20 protein-coding genes and 2 tRNA genes are annotated in these 20929 nt (G+C 32.6%); 18 read left to right on the top strand and 4 right to left on the bottom strand.

Annotated elements, in window-relative coordinates; translation table 11 throughout:
* Window positions 1-4: 4 nt before the first annotated feature.
* The 4 genes from WKS98_RS00670 to WKS98_RS00655 are packed head-to-tail and all read left to right on the top strand — an operon-like array spanning window position 5 to window position 6529.
* Complete coding sequence (locus WKS98_RS00670) at window positions 5-2998, top strand: UvrD-helicase domain-containing protein (protein WP_498916026.1); 2994 nt, start codon at window positions 5-7, stop codon at window positions 2996-2998.
* Window positions 2995-3675 (top strand): response regulator transcription factor, encoded by a 681-nt coding sequence (locus WKS98_RS00665; RefSeq protein ID WP_498916024.1) that lies wholly within the window; start codon window positions 2995-2997, stop codon window positions 3673-3675. The genes WKS98_RS00670 and WKS98_RS00665 overlap by 4 nt, the downstream gene beginning before the upstream one ends.
* A gap of 2 nt (window positions 3676-3677) precedes the next feature.
* Window positions 3678-5078 (top strand): sensor histidine kinase, encoded by a 1401-nt coding sequence (locus WKS98_RS00660; RefSeq protein ID WP_498916022.1) that lies wholly within the window; start codon window positions 3678-3680, stop codon window positions 5076-5078.
* On the top strand, window positions 5075-6529 hold the full coding sequence (locus WKS98_RS00655; RefSeq protein WP_498916020.1) for a hypothetical protein: 1455 nt from the start codon (window positions 5075-5077) through the stop codon (window positions 6527-6529). The genes WKS98_RS00660 and WKS98_RS00655 overlap by 4 nt, the downstream gene beginning before the upstream one ends.
* 35 nt (window positions 6530-6564) lie before the next feature.
* On the opposite strand, the gene lgt is transcribed toward WKS98_RS00655, so the two are convergent.
* Genes lgt through WKS98_RS00635 form a run of 4 tightly spaced genes read right to left on the bottom strand, consistent with a single transcriptional unit; the run spans window position 6565 to window position 9431 of the window.
* Window positions 6565-7311, bottom strand: coding sequence for a prolipoprotein diacylglyceryl transferase (gene lgt, locus WKS98_RS00650; protein WP_498916018.1), 747 nt, complete (start codon window positions 7309-7311; stop codon window positions 6565-6567).
* Window position 7312: 1 nt separating this feature from the next.
* Window positions 7313-8053: a YebC/PmpR family DNA-binding transcriptional regulator gene (locus tag WKS98_RS00645; RefSeq protein ID WP_498916016.1), complete on the bottom strand. Its 741-nt coding sequence runs from the start codon at window positions 8051-8053 to the stop codon at window positions 7313-7315.
* Entirely contained in the window at window positions 8054-8782 is a 729-nt protein-coding gene (gene nadE, locus WKS98_RS00640) for an NAD(+) synthase (protein WP_498916014.1), read from the bottom strand.
* Between the two features lies 1 nt (window position 8783).
* On the bottom strand, window positions 8784-9431 hold the full coding sequence (locus WKS98_RS00635; RefSeq protein ID WP_498916013.1) for a YigZ family protein: 648 nt from the start codon (window positions 9429-9431) through the stop codon (window positions 8784-8786).
* A 129-nt stretch (window positions 9432-9560) separates the two neighbouring features.
* On the opposite strand from WKS98_RS00635, the gene WKS98_RS00630 reads away from it, so the two are divergent.
* The 14 genes from WKS98_RS00630 to WKS98_RS00565 all read left to right on the top strand — a co-directional run bounded on the left by WKS98_RS00630 (window position 9561) and on the right by WKS98_RS00565 (window position 20881).
* The gene (locus WKS98_RS00630; protein ID WP_498916011.1) at window positions 9561-12434 is read left to right on the top strand and encodes a penicillin-binding protein 1A; all 2874 of its coding nucleotides are present in this window, start codon (window positions 9561-9563) and stop codon (window positions 12432-12434) included.
* Window positions 12435-12623: 189 nt separating this feature from the next.
* Window positions 12624-12700, top strand: a tRNA-His gene (locus tag WKS98_RS00625).
* A 5-nt stretch (window positions 12701-12705) separates the two neighbouring features.
* Window positions 12706-12789, top strand: a tRNA-Leu gene (locus tag WKS98_RS00620).
* A gap of 350 nt (window positions 12790-13139) precedes the next feature.
* The gene (locus WKS98_RS00615; protein WP_498916009.1) at window positions 13140-13535 is read left to right on the top strand and encodes a hypothetical protein; all 396 of its coding nucleotides are present in this window, start codon (window positions 13140-13142) and stop codon (window positions 13533-13535) included.
* Window positions 13536-13580: 45 nt separating this feature from the next.
* Window positions 13581-13964: a hypothetical protein gene (locus WKS98_RS00610; protein WP_498916007.1), complete on the top strand. Its 384-nt coding sequence runs from the start codon at window positions 13581-13583 to the stop codon at window positions 13962-13964.
* 16 nt (window positions 13965-13980) lie between these two features.
* Window positions 13981-14409: a hypothetical protein gene (locus WKS98_RS00605; RefSeq protein WP_498916006.1), complete on the top strand. Its 429-nt coding sequence runs from the start codon at window positions 13981-13983 to the stop codon at window positions 14407-14409.
* 52 nt (window positions 14410-14461) lie between these two features.
* Complete coding sequence (locus WKS98_RS00600; protein ID WP_498916004.1) at window positions 14462-14599, top strand: hypothetical protein; 138 nt, start codon at window positions 14462-14464, stop codon at window positions 14597-14599.
* A 171-nt stretch (window positions 14600-14770) separates the two neighbouring features.
* Window positions 14771-15064, top strand: a complete 294-nt coding sequence (locus WKS98_RS00595; RefSeq protein ID WP_498916002.1) for a hypothetical protein — start codon at window positions 14771-14773, stop codon at window positions 15062-15064.
* A gap of 24 nt (window positions 15065-15088) precedes the next feature.
* Window positions 15089-15331 carry a hypothetical protein gene (locus tag WKS98_RS00590; RefSeq protein ID WP_498916000.1) on the top strand — a complete coding sequence of 81 codons (243 nt, stop codon included), beginning with the start codon at window positions 15089-15091 and terminating at the stop codon, window positions 15329-15331.
* 241 nt (window positions 15332-15572) lie between these two features.
* Complete coding sequence (locus WKS98_RS00585) at window positions 15573-16553, top strand: helix-turn-helix domain-containing protein (protein ID WP_498915999.1); 981 nt, start codon at window positions 15573-15575, stop codon at window positions 16551-16553.
* Between the two features lie 263 nt (window positions 16554-16816).
* Window positions 16817-17254, top strand: coding sequence for a division/cell wall cluster transcriptional repressor MraZ (gene mraZ / locus WKS98_RS00580; protein ID WP_498915997.1), 438 nt, complete (start codon window positions 16817-16819; stop codon window positions 17252-17254).
* A gap of 9 nt (window positions 17255-17263) precedes the next feature.
* Complete coding sequence (rsmH, locus tag WKS98_RS00575; RefSeq protein WP_498915995.1) at window positions 17264-18199, top strand: 16S rRNA (cytosine(1402)-N(4))-methyltransferase RsmH; 936 nt, start codon at window positions 17264-17266, stop codon at window positions 18197-18199.
* On the top strand, window positions 18199-18648 hold the full coding sequence (locus WKS98_RS00570; protein WP_498915993.1) for a septum formation initiator family protein: 450 nt from the start codon (window positions 18199-18201) through the stop codon (window positions 18646-18648). Before rsmH ends, WKS98_RS00570 begins: the two co-directional genes overlap by 1 nt.
* Window positions 18638-20881: a penicillin-binding transpeptidase domain-containing protein gene (locus WKS98_RS00565; protein WP_498915991.1), complete on the top strand. Its 2244-nt coding sequence runs from the start codon at window positions 18638-18640 to the stop codon at window positions 20879-20881. Before WKS98_RS00570 ends, WKS98_RS00565 begins: the two co-directional genes overlap by 11 nt.
* Window positions 20882-20929 lie beyond the last annotated feature (48 nt).

The following is a 20929-nucleotide window of genomic DNA, read 5'->3' as shown; positions in this document are numbered from 1 at the left end:
TTAAATGAAACTTAGAGATGAACAATTAAAGGCAATAGAGACTATTGATAGAAACCTTGCCATAAACGCTGGAGCAGGTACTGGTAAGACTGAAGTCTTGACAAGACGATATGTGAATCTTTTAAAAAATGGAGACTTTGGTGACAGGGGCGAAGTAAGTTCTGTCGTTGCCATAACCTTTACAAAAAAGGCCGCAAGTGAAATGAAACAACGTGTTAGAGAGCTTGTTGAAAACTCAGAGGATGAAAAACTTCAACAACTTGCAGGTGATTTAAATGATCCAAATATTTCCACAATAGATAGTTTTTGCGGGAAAATTGTAAAGGAGAACTCTTACTTTTTAGATATCGACCCAAGTTTTAAAGTTATGGAAGACAGAGAAAGTTATAGTCTCTTAAATAACACATTAAATGAATTGTTAAAGTCCGATGAATACAAGGGAATAATTCATGAAATATTAAATAAGACTGGAAGGCGGGACTCGGATCAAGTTAGGGAAGATATAAAAAATATTTATAATGCCATTGATCAGACTACTGAAAGGCCATCTTACTTTATAAAAGAGGCCTTAAAAAGTTCAGAGAAGTTAAATAAAAAATCTGTTCGCGAAGATATTTGTAAATCCATATTGGCATTTGAAGAAAACTCAAAGTTTGCGGATAAATTTAGAAAGTTTTTGTTTGAAGAAGGTACTTTAGAAAAGCTTTTAAATGAAGATGATGATTACACATTATCAAAATATTTTTCTCATCTCTATGGATATTCGTCACCGAAGTACAACGACTTAAAGGTCACAGGTGATTTAGAGCGTCAGTATATTGAATATAAAAATATGGAATTGAATATAAAAATCTTAAAACTTTGTGACGACTTAAAGACAAAGATGATGCAGGAAAAGAAAAAACTTGGCAGGTTTGAGTTTAACGATATCTTGCAAATGAGTATTGAGCTTATGCAAATTCCTTCGGTTAAAGAGAAAATTCAAAGTGATATAAGGTATTTAATGGTCGATGAATACCAAGACTCAAACGATCTACAGAGAAAACTCTTCTATGAAATATGTTCTGTTAACAATGTTTTAGACAGAGGAAATCTATTTATTGTAGGGGACCCAAAACAGTCCATCTATGGCTTTAGAGGAGCTAATATAAATGTGTTTAGCGAAACATTGGAAGACATTGTAAATTCTGGTGGAGAGTTAATTAATTTCGATATGAACTTTAGGTCTGACAGAGGAATAATTGAACCTGTAAATATAATTTACTCAAAACTAATGGAAGAAAGATATAATCCATTAAGCTTTAGTAAAGACAATGGGGGACAAAGATTTAATATAATTTTTGGAGATAACAAATCGCCTAAGGACCTGGAGACAAATTTAATATCTAAGTTCATAATTAAAAGCTTGAAAGAAGAAAGCCTAGGGAACTTTACACTTTTATTTAGATCAAGGAGTAAGATTTCAGATTTTGAAAATAAATTTAAGGAGCAAGGTTTAGATTATTATACATTTGACTCGCCTGGATTTTTCACCACAGAGGAAATAAATCTTTTAATTTCTATTTTAAAGCTCATAAAAAATGAAGGTAATAATATTTCCTACTACTACATTTTAAATTCAAAACTTTATTCATATAGTGATGAAGAAATTTTAGAATTTTATAAAAATGGGAATGAAGAAATTCAAAATGCAGTAAATGAAATACACGAAAAGATTGTTGCAATAAAAAATTTAAATCTTTCATCAAATAGAAGGATTGTTGAAGAAATCTACAGGAGTTTTAAGATTTTTGAAATCTATAACTTTGAAAATAGGGACTTTCAAGCACAGGGTAATCTCTATAAAATGATTCTACTTTCAAGGCTTTCCGATGAGAACCTTGAAACCTTTGACGAGTTCTTCTATACCATGGAAGAAAAATATTCTACCTTGAGTCAACAGCAGGTGGAAGACGAAAAGTCTGATGTAATAAAACTAATGACCATACATGGCTCAAAGGGTTTAGGATTCAATCAAGTAATTGTACCAAACCTTGGAAGTAAAACGGCTAGCGACAAAAATATTATCAATTTCTCAAAGGAAAATGGCATTGGTGTAAATTATTTGGGAGTTGGCTACAACTTTAATTTAAATAAGGACTTAAAAAAAGCAACAGAAGAAAAAGAAAATGACAATATTTATTATGTTGCAATGACTAGAGCCAAGGAAGGGTTACTTCTTGGAATGTCGGGAGCAAGTTCTGGTTACAAATCTGTTTTGGATAAGATAGTTGTTGAAAACTTCGAAGAAAACTTTTTAGATGAAGGGGAATATAAAGATGTTTTGCCAATTGAAAGGGAAAACAATTACGAAAATCCTGAAAAAAACTTTCCATATTTAGAAAATTTAGAAATAGAAGATAAAAAGACCATCAAACTAAACATATCCGAGATAATGCAAAACTATAATATGAAGAATGAAGTTGGAAAAGTCTATGATAATTCAGTAAATTTTGATTTAAATATTTCAAGTAATATATTGGGGAAATTGGTACATAGATTTGTACAGATTTACGAAGGCGATTTTGAAGAAACTTTTCAAAAGGTCAAAGAAGAATTTTTATTTGATTCAAATGAAGGAATACTAAGAGAGCTTCTACTAAATATATTAGATGATTTGGATGAAGAATATTTTGAAGGCCTTAGGGAAATAAATTTTGTCTACAGATATAAAAACTTTATTTTTAGAGGTATTATAGACAATATTGTGGAAAAAGATGATACAATTATAGTAACTGACTACAAATTTTCCAGTCTAAATAACGAAAGTTTGATAGCAAATTATTTTATACAAATTGTCTTTTACGGAATTGTTTTGGAAAAACTTTATCCAAAGAAGGAAATTAAACTTCAATTGATTAATTTGAGAAACAAGTATAAGACCTATGTTGATTTCAATGATGATATTAAAGAAAAAGTTATAGATATCATTGAAAAATATGATGGGAGGAAAAATTGAACGAAAAAATTTTGCTGGTTGAAGATGAAGAAAATATTAGAAAATTTACAAGAATCAACCTAGAAAGAGAAGGCTTTGAAGTCTTAGAGGCGGAAACTGGAGAAAAAGGTGTAGAAATAGCTGAAAGGGAAAATCCAACGGTAGTTATTTTAGACATTATGCTTCCAGGTATTGACGGCTATGAAGTATGTAGTATTTTACGAAAGAGTATTCCAAACACTGGTATCATTATGCTCACTGCAAAGACACAAGAGGATGATAAAATATTTGGCCTTGAAAAGGGAGCGGATGACTACTTGGCAAAGCCATTTAATCCCAAGGAGCTAATTTTAAGAATAAAGTCATTAATTAGAAGGTTAAAAGACTCCAACACTTCAATTATAACAAGAGGACCTTTTGAACTTGACTTAAATGCAAAGACATTGAAGAAGAATGGAGTGTTTGTGGATTTAACTCCTACAGAGTTATCTATAATTACACTATTCATAGAAAATCCTGGACGTGCCTTTTCAAGATCAGAACTTCTGGACAAGAACTGGGGATCGGACTATCTAGGTGAAACAAAAATTGTTGATGTAAATATTAGAAGGCTTAGATCAAAAATAGAAGATAATCCTGGGAAGCCCGAATACCTTGAAACTGTTTGGGGCACAGGATATCGTTGGAAGAAGGATTAGTTTTGAAAGCTACGATTAAAAGGAGAATAGTTTCTTCATTCGTTCTTATTATTTTAATTACGGTAATAGTTTTTGAAATCTTTTCGATTTATTTTGTGAGATATTACTACTACTCTGTAATTAATGATAATTTAAAAAATGAGATACTATATACACTGGATAAGTACAAGTCTAACTTAATCGAAGGTAATATTGAAAATTTAATAATTGATGATGCGGATAGATATTTTAGATCTTTAAATCCACAAGTTCAAATACTAAATAATTCGAAGACTGTTATATATGACAGCCTTGGAACTAATATGGTTGGGAAGTCACTAAAGAGTTACATTGACATCGACAAGGCAGTTGAAGGCGGTATGGGGCAGTACATTGGAAAGATGCCATACTCAAATGACACAGTCATGGGAGTTTCGGTGCCGATTAAAACGAAGGAAGGGCAAATTGGTGTAATAAGATTTATAACTTCTCTGGAGCCGGTTAATGCAAAGATAAATAATCGTGTTTTTATTTTCCTTGCTTTTGGTCTTTTGGTGTTAATATCCACAGCTGGGCTTTCTCTACTAGTTGCAAATAACTTGACTAGGCCAATTTATAAGCTTACAAAATCTGCAGAAAAACTTGCGGAGGGACAGTTTAATACGGTTGTTGAAGGCTCAAAGTTCAAAGAGATTGATGCACTGGCAAATACTCTAAACTATATGACCGACAATATTAAAGAGAAAGAAAAATTAAAAAATGATTTTATTTCTTCCGTATCACATGAACTTCGAACGCCACTAACATCAATAAGTGGTTGGGCCATGACATTGCTTGTGGACCCTACGGACACAGAACTTGTAACAGAGGGACTTGGAATAATTGAAAACGAAAGTAGTAGACTTGCCCGAATGGTTGAAAAGTTATTGGATTTTTCAAGATTTACCTCAAATAGAATTAAATTAGAAAAGGAAATGACAGACTTTACAGAACTTTGTCTTGAAATAAAAAGGCAACTCACACCGAGAGCAAAGTCCCTGGGTATTGATTTAATTATAAACTTTGATCCAAATCATATAATGGGCATGATAGACCCAAACAGAATAAGACAGGTTTTAATAAATTTATTGGATAATGCCTTAAAATTTACTGAATCTGGTGGAGTTGTAATACTAAATATATCTGAGGATGAAAAAAATATTTTCTTTGAAGTAATCGACACAGGTGTTGGGATTGACCACGAAGAGATATCTCTTATAACGGGAAAGTTCTACAAGGGCAAGAACAGTAACTCCCACACAGGTCTTGGCCTGTCCATATGTGAAGAGATTGTAAAACTTCACAAAGGCGAAATGATGATTTCATCAAAGCTTGGAGAAGGTACAACCATTAAGATTGCAATTCCTAAGGGGGTAGAAGAATGATAAAGACAAAGAGAATTTATATTTTAATTATCTTCTTACTAACTCTTACATCGTGTGTAAAACTAGAAGAGTATGACGCAAACTCTGCAATAGTTGCACCGGAAGTAAATGACCTGATGCTAGAGGGGACTTGGGAAGTCGAAGAGTCGAAAAAGATAAACAACGCTGACATATCCTATATAGAAATAACAAATCTATATATATCCAATGAAATATTTGAATTTGGAAATAGATTTTCCATAAATCCACAGTATGAATCAAAACTTGTTAGTAGGGACTCATACTTTAAAAACCAAACTAATATTGACCCTAAGAGCATAACAGATGACGAGTTGTTGCAGGTTGTTATAGTTTCTGACACAGAAGGTTTTTATCAAGAGATTGTAAAACTTGATGATGATAGAATATTTTTAGAATCTAATCAATTCACATATTTTTTAACAAAGACATCAGACAAAGTTTCAAAGGACATTGTAAAAAAATATGAAAATGGACAAATTCCTACAAGGGAAGCGTATAATGGGATTGTTGGAGCTACAGTATCATTAAAGCTACAAAGGGAAATTGATGGCCACTTTGATACATCATACAAAACCTATTACCTTTATTATAATAACTCTGAAGGTAATTTAAAATCAAAGTATGCCTATGAAATGGATGATATATTTCTGGTTAGAAAAAACACTTTTAATACAGTGAATTATACTGAAGACTGGGAGAATGGAAAGTATTCTGGAAGGCTTGACCTCGCGGAAATTGGTTCAAAAGATGAAGGGGTTTATCTATATGAAATCTATAAATCATCAACGCCTTTTGAATTGACCTACATGTCCAGTAACTTATACAGTATAATTTTAAGAAACCCTGTAAACGAAAACCAAATTGATTATAGGATTAGACATATAAACTCATTTAATGAAGATCCACCTTTAGATATTGAAGACATTGCAGGTGATGAAGGTGTGAAACTTATTAAGGAGATAATCAATAAGGAAAAAGAAAAGTCGAAACTCCAAAATTCAATTAGGATTATGACCGACTACTTTAATCTTGGTTTAGTTAGAAAGAATGGCTCATGGCAATTTAAAACCAGTTTAGTTACAGGTGGTAATGGTGAATCCACTTATAAAGATATAGATTTAAACTTGCCTATGGATAACAATATAATAAAGGAACAAAGTTTGGATAAGAAATGGGATGACCTAAAGAAGCAGTTCCCGGGTCTTATTGATATATCCTATTCACCGGAAAAGAATTTCTATGTGGTCCTAACAGAAGAAAATTTAATATTCTATAATATTACATCTAATGAACCAATTATGAAATTAGATCTTCCAAAAGACTATAATAAGAGACTCATAAAAATAGACTGGCCCGTGGGAAGTAACGCGGACCTTTGGAAGGGTTACTTTGTTAATGGAACAGGCACAAAACTAATTAAAACAGAATAAAATAAGGGACTTTGTAGAAATACAAAGTCCTTTTTCTATTTGCTGTTCATTTTTTTATTCTTAATACAAATTATGACTCCAATGGCAACAAGCGCAAGGCTTACTAATTGAGAAACTCTCATGCCTAATAAATATAAGCTGTCGGTACGAAGTCCCTCTACAAAAAATCTTAAAATTCCATAGAGTATAAAGTACAGTGAAATTATTGTACCATTTTCATTACGGTTTTTTTTGCAAAGATTGTAGAGAAGTATAAAAATTATAAAGTCACCTAATGATTCATATAAAAATGTTGGATGAACTTTTTGTCCATCTATAATGATTGCCCAAGGAAGGTCTGTGGCTCTACCATAAGCTTCCTTATTTATAAAGTTTCCCCAACGTCCAATGGCTTGTCCAAGAGCAATTCCTGGAGCAAAGATATCTAATATTGTTAAGAAAGGGATATTTTTTTTCTTTGAATAGATATATGTGATTAGAAAAGCTGTAAGCAGTCCTCCGTAAATGGCGAGGCCACCGTTTCTAATCATAATTATCTCAGAAGGATTTTTGCTATAATAGTCCCAACTAAAGATTACATAGTAGAGTCTTGCACCTAATATTGCTGGAATAAGTACCCATAGTAGTAGGTCAGATGGCATTTCCTTGTCTAAGCCTTTAGTAACTGCAAGTTTACTTACAAAGTAAAGTCCTAGAATAATTCCCGTAGTTATAAGTATGGCATACCACATAATGTCTATTCCAAATATGCTAAAGGCTACAGGATTTATATTAAACTCCATACTACACCTCTAAATCTTCAGGCACATTCCAGTTGTGATATACATCTTGCACATCGTCGTTGTCTTCAAGAGTGTCAATTAATTTTACTAAATTTTTAATATCTCCTTCTTCAGTTAAAGAAACTTCAGTATTTGGAAGATATGTTAAATCACAAAACTCGAAACTATATCCTGCATCAGATAGGGTATCTCTAACTTTCGAAAAGTTTTCTACTTCCGTTAATACTTCAAAGACATCGTCGTCTTCTCTAAAGTCGCTAGCTCCAGAGTCAATTGAAGTCATCATAAGCTCTTCTTCATCAACATTATCTTTTGAAATTTGTAGAAGTCCAACCTTTTGGAAGGTGAACATTACTGATCCTGTAGTTCCAAGGTTTCCACCAAACTTATCAAAGGCATGACGCACTTCAGGAGCTGTACGATTTCTATTGTCCGTTAAGCATGACACGATTACAGCTACTCCACTTGGGCCATATCCTTCATATATAATTTCTTCGTAGTTATCTTGTTCATTTGATCCAGAAGCTTTTTTTATTGCCCTTTCAATATTGTCATTAGGCATGTTTTCAGCCTTTGCCTTTTCAATGGCAGTCTTTAAACTTGAATTGTAATCAGGGTCTGCTCCACCTTCTTTGGCAGCAACAATTATCTCTCTTGTAAGCTTGGTAAAGATTTTACCCCTTCTTTTGTCTTCGCTACCTTTTTTGTTTTTAATTTTACTCCATTTATTATGTCCTGACATTTAATAATCACCTCTATTTAATTTAAAAATTTCTGGCATGTGCTTCTTATGACTGTTTATTTTTATTAGTCTTTTAATTTTATCAACAGTTTCTTTTTCGCCTACGCCTTCAAGAATATACTTATCTAGTTCTTCGTAAGAAAAACCAAGTTCATCTTCATCGCTTTGTCCTTCCCAAAGTCCTGCAGAAGGTTTCTTTTCAATAATTGAGTTTGGAATATCTAAATATTTTGCAAACTCAAAAATTTCAGTTTTAGTTATGTCTGCAATAGGAGAGAAGTCCACTCCATAATCGCCATACTTTGTGCTATATCCAATTGTGTATTCAGATAGATTTGAGGTACCAATAACTAAAAAATTATTTACCTGTGCATGATAGTACAAAGTCGTCATCCTTAGTCTTGGCTTTATATTTGAATATGCTAAGGTGTTTGTACTTGGGATACATATACTTTTTAATTCATTGTATGCACTGGTTAAATCTAATACTTCTACATTTAGATTAAATTTTTCCTTTAGCTTCATTGCATCGTCAAAGTCTGAACCCTTTTTTTCTATGGGCATAATAAGCCCTAAAGCATTTTCTTTAAAAATTTTATTTGAAAGTACTCCCACCACTGAGGAATCCAAACCGCCACTTAAACCATATACCACACCTTTGCACCCAGTGGACGATACATAGTTTTCTATCCATTCACATAAATCTTTTTCAAGCTTAAGATAATCCATACTACCTCCTATATATATATAACTTATCACCGATGGTATCAATCAATATCTCATCTAAAACTTCCATTAAAGCTTTCCCAGATGTAATATTCATAACATCGCTACTAAAGGAATCGTAATTCTCTTTAGGTACATACACATGTACATTTACCATCTCTAAAAAGTCTTTTGTGTGGATTAAAAGTTTTTTATCTTCACAGTAATTTAAAAATTTACCTAAATTATTATAATCAATTTTTATGGCAATATCTAGGAATTCTTTTTTTATAATATCCTTTGCGATTTGAGTTACTTCGTTGCAGCTTTCTGAGTAGGCCCTAACAAGTCCAGAAGCGCCAAGAAGAATTCCACCGAAATATCTTGTTACAACTACAACCACATCGGTAAGTTCTTTTTTTCTCAAAATATCCAGTATTGGAATGCCCGCAGTTCCTTGTGGCTCGCCATCATCTGAGTACTTTTGTGTAAGTCTATCCTCGCCGATTATGTATGCGTAGCAATTGTGTTTTGCTTGGGGATGCGCATCTTTTATTTTACTTATAAAACTTTCAGCCTCTTCTTCATTAGAAACCGGCGAAAGATTTGCTATAAAAATAGACTTTTTTATTGTGATTTCACAGCTTTCCGCTTTTAAAACCGATTTGTACATAAACTCATCTCCAAAAAATTAACTATACTAGTAATTATATCAGTTTGAAGTAAAATTGAGAAATCATGATAAATTTAAAAATATTTACTACTATGTTATAATAGAGTAGATAAAAAGATGGAGGTTACTATGAAAGATACTATACAGTCTGGCTTTGTAAAAACCATTAAATTAATTGTTATATTATTTTTAGTCGTATTTACTCTAATGTGTGGGGCCTTAGGGGTTTCCATAGTAGGTGTACTTGAAAACACACCTCATGTAGAGCCTAGCCAAATAGACGAACTTCTTTCCCAAACTTCAGAAATTTTAGATTCATCGGGAAATAAGATAGAGACAATTCAAACCAGTGAGTTTAGAGAGTTGATTACATACGATCAAATTCCTAAAAACTTGATTAATGCATTTATAGCAATTGAAGACGAAAGATTTTATGAACATAATGGAGTTGACCCAAAGGGTATAATAAGCTCTGTTTATGATAATTTAAAATCATCAAACCTAAGAGGTGCTTCAACTCTAGCACAACAATTATCTAGAAATATTTATTTAAACTCTGAACAGAGAATTGAAAGAAAGATAAAAGAAGCTTATCTTGCAATTCAGTTAACAGAATCTTTGGGCAGAGAAGGTATACTCGAAAAATATATGAACACAGTATTCCTTGGACAAAATGCATATGGAGTTCAAGCGGCAAGTAAAACATATTTTTCAAAAGATGTAAAGGATTTAACACTTGCAGAATGTGCAGCAATTGCATCAATAGTTAAGAGTCCTTCAAACTATGCACTATACAGAACAATTTTACCTGAAAAGGTTGTTGAAGGTGACATTGTAAAGGGAGACATCGAACTTAATGGAACTGTATACAAAGTTGTGTACAACGACTCTGCAATGGATAGACAAAGACATGCATTAAAAAACATGCTTGATCAAGGCTATATAAGTCAAGAGGAATATGACGAAGCAACAAAAGAAGACATAGCGGCGGCGTTAAATCCAGGAAGAAACTCTACAAAACAAGTTATATCTTCCTATTACTCAGACTTAATTACAAAACAAGTTATAGAAAAATTACAAACAGAACTAAACTACACTAAAGACGAAGCCATTGCGAAATACTACAATGGTGGTCTTAGAGTTTATTCTGCAATAGATATGGAAATGCAAAACCAAATTGAAGAGATATTTTCAAACTTTTCATCCGTTGTTTTGCAAAACTCTGGAAGCAAGAGAAGACCTGCATTTTTAAACTGGTCAGCAGATGGACAAGGTAATATTACAAATTTAAATGGTAAAATAGTTTTCTTTAGACAAGAAAATCTATTTAACGGGGAAGACACAATTGCACTCACACCACAAGAATATGAAGCAAACTCCGATGGTAGTGTGCTGATTAAATCCACAAAGATGGGTGTGTATGGAAACTTCCTTGATCCAAAGGACTACTTTACAGTTAATGATGAAAATAACTTAGTAACCCATATGGTATCTGCATCAGGTAAAGCTGTAGTAGAAAAAGATGAAGTTAAACAAACAGAAAATGGAATACTTTTATCTAAAAAATTACTAGATAAAAACCAAGACTTATACACAATAGACGATAGTGGAAACCTAATCTTCAATAGCGATTACTTTAGCATTGATAAAGAAGGAATACCACAACCTCAAGGGTCAATAGTTGTAATTGACCACAAAACAGGACAAATTAAAGCAGTTGTTGGTGGTAGAAATCAAAAGGGTAGAATGATACTAAATAGAGCAACAGATGTACCAAGACAACCTGGTTCATCAATTAAGCCAGTATCAGTATACATTCCAGCCCTAGACAATGGCTATACAGCCGCAACACCAATAGATGATACACCTACTTACTACAAGGGAGAACTATGGCCTAAGAACGTATATGGATACTACAAGGGACTTGTTTCACTTAGAGAAGCTCTAAGGGACTCTATAAACGTTACGGCGGTTAAAACCGTTGAAGATGTAGGAATAGACAAATCAAAGGAATACTGGGAAAAGTTTGGACTTATAAACAAAAATGACCCAACTAAAGATGACTATGTATCAGCCAGCGAAAATCCTCAAATAAATGACGAGAATGCATCAGCAATGGCACTGGGAGCTATGACTTACGGTGTTACAAACCTAGACTTAACAGGTGCATATGCTGCAATTGCAAACCATGGTCAATATATTGAACCGCTATCATTTACAAAGATAGAAGACTCAAAGGGCAATGTAATATTAGAAGATCCAAGCGAAAGAAGACAAGTAATAAGTCCTCAATTAGCATATGTAATTACAGATATAATGAAAGATGTTCTTACAGTACCATATGGTAATGTGGCATATGATCCTAACAATGACCTGGCAGGTAAGACAGGTACAACACAAGAAAACCAAGATGTTTGGTTTGTAGGATTTTCAACACATTATACAATTGGTTCATGGATTGGATTTGACAATCAACAACTAAAGCTTTCACAAAATGGAGGACAGGCTGTAAGACTTTGGAGAGCAGTAAATAAAAAAGTATTAGAAGGAAAAGAATCTTCTAAGTTCGTTGAACCAGATGGAATTGTTCATATGACAGTGTGCACAATTGGAGATGGAAAACCAACCAAGGCATGCTACGCTGACCATAGAGGAGTTGTTAAAGACGAAATATTTGTTGAAGGCACACAACCAACAAGTTATTGTAAAGTGCATCAATTCACAAGTACAGGACTAAAACTAGTAAGGCCAATACCTTACGATCCAGGTACAAGTGGAATTTACCCTAGAGACTGGAATATCTTTAAGACGGTAGAACCTGAAAAGGAAGATGAAGACGATAAAGAAGATTCTGACAATAATAGAAATAACAACAATAACAACAACAATAACAACCGAGGAGGAACAAAACCAACACAACCTCCACAACCTCCACAACCTCAACAACAAGAACAACCTCAACAACAAGAACAACCTCCACAAAATGAAGATAACGAAAACTAAGATAAAGGGTCTAGAATTTCTAGATCCTTTAAATTTATGTAAAAAATGTTTCAAAAAAGCTTGCAAATTTTTTTCATTAGTGTATACTAATAGTTGTGATGTTGATGGATTTTATAGCACGATATAAATAATACCGAAAATGCTTGACACTTAGTTTCAAACATGGTATTATAACTAGGTACTCATCTGGTGGGTGTGGCCTAGCTGGTTAGGGCGTCAGATTGTGGCTCTGAAGGTCGTGGGTTCGAATCCCATCACCCACCCCATATATGCGGGAATGGCGGAATTGGCAGACGCGCTAGACTTAGGATCTAGTGTCATTGACGTGGGGGTTCAAGTCCTCTTTCCCGCACCAAACCTCAGGTAGCTGATTAGGCTATTTGAGGCTTTTTTATTTTAATGAGAAACTTATAAAAGTTATGTTACACCAATTAGAAAAAAAAGACTAAGCACTAATATATTAGGTGCTTTTTTTATTCTGCAAATTAAATAGAGTGTTGACAAAAACAAAAAAGAAGATTATGATGTAATATCGCTTAAAAACAAGGAGTGATTAATATGTTCTAATAAGACTTCAACGTTCCATATGATTCAGTATTTTGAAAACGATTTAAATTTCTATAATTATTTTTCGTTATCCCAGTAGAAGTAAGTTATTCCCAAATAAAAAAAGAAAAGAGTGAGACTATGATTAAAAAGATTCTAGTGAATTCATGGATGTTGAATGACCATGACCCAACAGACCCAGGAACAATATTTATTCTAGATTTTAATATTGGCGATGAAACAGAATATTACTATTATGGCGTATTACCAAATTTAGGTAAACATTATTACGATTACCATACTAAAGAAGACGATGATGATAATATAGTGGACATATCTGATATAGGAATAGGATTTTTAGACTCAGCTATTGAATGTGAATTTAAAGATTTTCCAGAGGAGATTAACGTATATCTAGTTAATGAAAAAATGACGGTAAAGGATTACTTGATAAAAAGATTTTGCATAGACAAAGAACCCATACCAAAAGTTACTGAACGCACAGGTGAGCAGTTAGATGAACTATGGAAGAAAAAACGTACTACAGAAATTTAATAAAGGAGTAGACAAAATGATTAAAAAATTCTAGTAAGTTCTTGGATGCTTAGTGATGATGATCCAATTGACCCAGGTGATGTTTTTATTCTAGATTTTAACACAAACAGGGATACCTTTTATGGATATTTTGGCTCTTTACCAAAACTAGGAAAGCATTATTACGATTATCATACAAACACTACTGAAGATGGAAAATTAGTAGACATATCCACTTTAGGGGTTGGTTTTTTAGACTCGGCTATTGTACATGAATTTAAAGATTTTCCAGAAGAATTAAACGTATACCTTGTAAATGAAAACATGACAGTAAAGGACTATTTGATAAAAAGATTTTGTATAGATAAAGAGCCCGTACCAGAAATGATAGAGCCTACAGATGAACAAATTATAGAACTTTGGAAGAAAAAACGTACTACAGAAATTTAATAAAAGGGTAGAGAAAATGATTAAAAAGATTCTAGTAAATTCATGGATGTTAAATGACCATTACCCAACAGACCCAGGAACAATTTTCATTTTAGATTTTAATGTTGGAAATGAAACAGAATATTACTATTCAGACGTATTACCAAATTTAGGAAGACATTACTATGATTATAATAGCAAAGAAGACGATGATGACAATATAGTGGATATATCTGATATAGGAATAGGATTTTTAGAATCAGCTATAGAATGTGAATTTAAAGATTTTCCAGAAGAGATTAATGTATATCTTATAAATAAGAATATGACAGTAAAGGCCTATTTGATAAAAAGGTTTTGTATAGATAAGGAATCCATACCGGAAACAGTTGAGCCTACACGAGAGCAAAAGATAGAATTATGGAAGAAAAAAGAGTGCAATTTGAAATATTTATATAATATTTAAAAAGCAAACTCAATAGAAAATTTAAAGAAATAAAAAACTAAGGAGGACTAAAATGAAAGACAATAACATGCCTACATATGAAGAGTTTAGAGAAGCAGTTATTAAAGATTTCTCTGAAAACAGAGGTAATAGAACAGACGAAGAAGTAAGAGAATTTTTAGCTAAAAATGAAGATGTAATTGAAGATTGATATGGTCTAAATAAATGGGAATTTAAAAGAGGAGATATTGAACGCAATAAATTTATGCACGCAGGAGTTTATGCCTGCAGCTATAATCTGTATATGTTGATATAAATATTTAAATAAGATTATAAAAGAAGATAAGATGATGATTCTTTATTTATCTATAGGAGGTTAACAATGTTAGGTCTGAGAACAAAGGAAGATAAAAAATTTATAGGATTCTTCAAACTTGTTCAGAAAGAAGCGGAAAGAAATGGGTTTGTTTTTTTCTTAGATTTTGGAGAATGTAATGATATCCCATTCAATGATATGATAATTGATGAATTGTTTGGATGGAAAATCCCCGCTGAAAAATCAGAAGAGTTTGAAAAGGTATTTAATTCAAGGGAAAATACTTTAAAGTGGGATAAATATTGTTCATGGGTTATACCAAAAATAAATAACGATAATTTAATAATTAATTTTGAATAAATAAAGAAACTAAGGAGGATTAAAATGAAAGACATCGATATGCCTACATATGAAGAATTTAGAGAAGCAGTAATAAGAGACTTTTCTAAAAATAGGGGAAATAAAACTGATGAGCAAGTAGAACTCTGTTTAGCTGAAAATGAAGATATAATTGAAGCAGATTATAAAACAAATTTATGGGAATTAGAAAAAGGTTATATTGATCGAGATAAATTTATGCATGCAGGTGTCTATGCCTGTGCCTATAACTTATATTTGTTAGTTTGATTTTTGACGTAAAATAAATAAACCACAGAAGAGCCGTGCAGGCTCTTTTTCTTTGCAAAAAAATAATTATTTGGATATTATTTTAATGATAACGATAAATAATTTAATTTTTAAAACGTTTAAATTTCAATATTGCAACCGTGGAAAAGTGTTTTGTAAACAGAGAGTTGACAAATTACCAACCTAAGTTTATAGATTGTAACTAAGGTTTTTCATACACTTTAATCAAAAGGAGGTAAGTATGATATTAGCAGACAAGATAATTTATCTTAGAAAGAAAAATGGCTGGTCTCAAGAGGAACTGGCGGAGATGTTAAATGTTTCGAGGCAGTCTGTTTCGAAATGGGAAAGTTCGGGGGCGACTCCTGAATTAAATAGGATCATCGAGATGAGTAAGATTTTTTCTGTTTCTGTTGATTATTTAATTAAGGATGAAATGGAAGAGGTTGAGTACACTGGTGATGTCGATTATGAAAATGACAACATAAGAGTGACTATGGAAGATGCGAATGAGTTTATTGATTTAAGACAGGAGGCTTCTAAGAAAATAAGTTTAGGGGTATCTCTCCTTATAATTTCACCTTCGATTTTAATATTTTTATTGGGCGCAGTGGAAGGTAAGAAATTTTCAATGTCCGAAAACATGGCTATTACAATTGGAGTTATAAGTTTAATAATAGTTGCAGCTATTGCCATTGCATTATTTATAATTTCTGGACTGAGCTTAGAAAAGTATGAATTTTTAGAAAGGGAATACTTTGAAACGGAATATGGTGTGGCAAATATGGCAAAGGAAATGGAAAGTAGATATCAACCGGAGTTTGTTAAGCGCATGGTTATAGGTATTACTCTTTGTATCGTTAGTGCAATACCGGTTTTAGTTGTAGGAATAAAGGATGATCCTGATCCATTCAATTTATTTTCTGCAGTGGCGCTACTACTTTTTATAGTTTCCCTTGGTGTTAATTTAATTGTAAAAACTTCTATTATAAAAGAAACTTATGAACAGCTTCAACAGATAGGTGATTTCACTGTTGAGTCTAAAAGTAGAAATAAAGTTGTAGGTCCCATAATAGGAATACTTTGGTTAAGTATTGTTATAATCTACTTTTACTACAGTTTTAAAACCAACAATTGGCAATACAGCTGGATAATTTTTCCTGTGGGAGGGCTTATTACAACTTTAATATCATCCCTGGCAAGTTTTTTTAAATCAAAATAATAAATTTAAGTTTAAGAGATTGGAATTAAAACCAGTCTCTTTTTTATTTCCATTTTATAAATTTCCATTAAAATCAAACACAATTTCCCACTTTTTAATATTTTTTTAATAAACTTTGGTTTTATCTACTTTAAAACTAATTATTTCATCAAATTTATTGAGATATTTCTTTAAAAACTATTGAGATTATCAGCAATATAGGGTATTATAATATTAAGTGGCAGAAAGTGGGTAAAAGTGTTTAATTTTTAGGAGGAAGGAATATGTTCATAGGTGAATATCAACACAATCTAGATACAAAGGGACGTATAACTATGCCTTCAAAGTTTCGTGAAGAACTTGGAAACACTTTTTATATCACTAAGGGGATGGATGGCTGTCTATTTGTTTTCCCTGAAGATGAATGGATTGAAATGGATAAGAAGATAAAGGCGCTTAGACTTTCGAGAAAAGATGCAAGGGGTATAGCAAGACTATTTTATGCAGGAGCGATTGACGTTTCACTTGATAAGATGGGAAGAGTGCTTTTACCTGGAAACTTGAGACAGTATGCTTCTTTAGAAAAGGAAGCGATAATTATTGGCGTATCTTCCAGGGTTGAAATTTGGGACAAGGATAGATGGCAATCTTACAATGACGACGATGATTTCAATTACGACATGCTAACGGAGAGCATGGCTGATTTAGATATAGATTTTTAGGGGTTTTAAATGGAATTTAAACATATACCAGTTTTATTAAATGAGACAATTGAAAATTTAAAAATAGATAAGGACAAAATCTATGTGGATTGTACCTTGGGTGGTGGCAATCACTCTCTTGAAATTGTAAAAAAACTGGACAGGGGAAGGCTGATTTGCATTGACCAAGACTTAGATGCCATAGAGGCGGCTAAGAAAAAATTAAAGGATCACATAGATAAGATTATTTTTATTAAGTCCAATTTTAAATATTTTGAAGAAATTCTAGATGAACTTAAAATAGACAAGGTTGATGGAGTTCTTATGGATATAGGGGTTTCTTCTTATCAAATTGATGAAGCTTCCAGAGGTTTTAGCTATATGGAAGATGCACCTTTGGATATGAGAATGGATAAGAACCAAGACCTTACTGCACAGTTCATAGTAAATAACTACTCTCAAGAGGATTTAGCGAATATATTTTTTAAATATGGGGAAGAGAAATGGTCCAAGAGAATTGCAGAGTTTATTGTGGACGCTAGAAAAGAAAAGAAGATTGAAACTACATTTGATCTAGTTGAAATAATTGACAGAGCTGTCCCTGCTGAAGTTAGAAGAAACACAAAGGGACATTATGCAAAAAGAGTTTTTCAAGCCCTTCGTATAGAAGTAAACGATGAACTTGGAGTTTTAGAATATGTACTTCCAAAAATCGTTAAAAGGCTTAATCCAGGTGGAAGGCTATGTGTAATTACTTTCCATTCTTTAGAAGACAGAATAGTTAAGGATATTTTTAAAGATTTAAACACCGATTGCATTTGCCCTCCGGAAATTCCGGTTTGTGTATGCAATAATAAAAGGGAAGTTAAGATAATCACTAGAAAGCCTATAGTACCAACGGAAAGTGAAATTGAGACAAATTCGAGATCTAAAAGTTCTAAGCTTAGAGTTGTGGAGAAGATATAATGGAAGCACGAAATTATGATTATATTTACCCTGAAGAATATAGTCCAAGAAAAGATGTAAGACTAAGGGTATTGAAAAAAGAACAAAGATATATTAAAGTCAAGAGTAGGACTAGGGCTAGAGAAAAGTCTAAAACAAAATCATTGGTTTTTCTTGGAGCGCTTAATATAGTTCTTTCTATTTGCTTGCTATCCACATATGTAACTTCCACAGTTCTAACTGGAAAGATTTCAAATATCAAATCAGAGATAGAGGATTTGGAAGCTACGAGAGATTATTATAGCATGGAAATAGACAAATACTCATCTGCTGAAAGGATTGAAGAAATAGCCAAGTACAAACTGGGGATGGTTTATCCTAATGAAGAGCAATACTTTTATATCTCAAAGGACAAGAAGGTAGATAATAAAGATAAAACTTCCTTGGCTGTTAATAACAATGAAAAATAGAAAATTTAATTTTGATAAAAAATTTAAAAATAGGACAATAGCTATATTCTTACTTAGTATTATTATGGTTTTTATTTTTGCGGGAAGAATGCTCTATCTTTATAATTCAAGATACAAGACTAGCGCGGCTAGGCAGAGGATGAAAGTCGTTAAGATACCTGCAGAAAGAGGTAAGATATTAGATTCTTCTGGAAATATAATTGCGAAGAATGTAAAGGTTAATTGTCTTTATTTTTTTCCAAAGGACTTGAAAGAAGGTTCTATAAATAAGTTAATTCAAGGATTTTCCACAATACTTGGAATGAACAATAGCGAAATTGATGAAGTTTTAAATAGCAAAGACATTGTAAGAGTAAAAGAAAATCTAACATCTGAACAAGTTGAAAAAATTAAAAATCTTGAAGAGAATTCTTTAAGTTTAACTGTAGAAAATAGAAGATACTATCCAGAAGGTTCTGCACTTTCCTATGTTTTAGGTTTCACTAACAGCGATGGCGAAGGGCTTTATGGAGTAGAAAGCTATTATAATAAATATCTAAAAGGAAAATATGGTCTAAATATTTTTTCCGGATCTAGAAATGGAAGTATTATTTCTTTTGAAGAGAACAAGGAACTAAAATCTGATAGTGGAGAGGATATTACATTAAACATAGACCAGAGTATATCTGCACTGGTTAGTAATATTTTAAAAGAGGCCAATGAAAAATATAAGCCTAAATCCATGTCGGTAATAGTTACAGATCCAATGACGAATAAAGTTGTCGCCATGGAAAACTACCCTAGATTTAATTCGAATGATCCGAGAAAACCAAGAAATAAAGAAGAAGAAAAAGAGCTTGAAAGTTTAACTGAAAAAGAGAGGCTTAAAAAATATTATGATATTTGGAGAAACAAGAGTATCAGCGATATTTATGAGCCAGGCTCTGTATATAAATTGATAACCTCTGCAATTGGACTTGAAGAGGGAGTCTTTGATGAAAGTAGTACCTATGTATGTAAAGGATACTATAATATTGCAAAGGGAGTTACTATAAAGTGTGTAAGCTGGTATGACCCACATGGAAAGCAAACCATGGAGGAAGCTCTGGCAAACTCATGTAACCCTTCATTTGCACAAATGGCAGAGCAGATTGGATATGCTAAGATGCATCAATATTTAAAGGCCTTTGGGTTTGGCGAATTGACAGGAATAGATTTAGTTGGTGAGCAAAAGGGTCTTATACCTGATTCTGCTTCAAGCATGAACATAGCACAACTTTGTACAATGTCCTATGGTCATGGAATTTCAGCAACTCCAATACAGGTAATAACTGCAGCTAATGCAATAGTAAATGGTGGATATGTAATTACTCCTAGAATTTTGGACAAAGTTGGAGATAAAAAGATTGAGGATGAAAAAGAACTTGTTAAAAGACAGGTTATTTCTAAAACTACCAGCGACCGCATGAAACAACTTATGGTAAATAATGTTGAAAACGGCGGGGCAAATGCAGTTAAATCATCTCAATATACAGTGGGAGGAAAGTCTGGAACAACAATAAAACTTGAAGATGGCGTATATACATCTGAAAAGACCATAGCATCTTTTTACGCCGCCTTTCCAATGGAAAATCCAAAGTATTCTGTTCTTGTTGTAGTAGATGAGCCAACGGGAATGAACTCTGGAAACGCAGTGGCAGGAGAGATAACAAAGAAGATTAATGATGAAATTGCAAAGCTTAAGAACTTAAATAGAGTAAATAAAGAATCTGATATTACTGATGTTGAAGTTCCTGACTTTACTGGAGAAACCTTGAGAAACGCAGTTAATAAGGCAAACTCCATGGGAATAAAAATTGAAATAGTCAATACTTCGGACAATGATGGTATTATAATAAAGAGTCAATCTGTTGATCCTGGAACAAAAATAAATCATACAAAGGTTGTAACACTTGTGGCTGATGATTCGGGAGAGTCTACAGTTAAGGTCCCTGATTTAGTCGGAAAATATAAAAATGAAGCCCTATCAATATTAGCGGATACAAATCTTAAGATAATTCATACAGGTAACTCTCAAAAATCGAGAATTATAAAGACTAATCCACCTGCTGGAGAGTTTTTGAGACAAAAAGATACTTTGGAATTGATTTATGAACCTATAAAAACAGATGACAAGAATAATCATAACCATGAAGAAGATAATGAAGATATAGATGAAAATCAAAATGATGGGGAAGAAAATCAAAATAATTGATGGAGTGATATTCTTAACTCTTAAGGTGGGGCATATGCTCTGCCTTAT

It is taken from the genome of Lagierella sp. ICN-221743, from assembly GCF_037890055.1.
Lineage (GTDB): Bacteria > Bacillota > Clostridia > Tissierellales > Peptoniphilaceae > Mediannikoviicoccus.
This window is presented reverse-complemented; position numbering and strand designations above follow the sequence as displayed.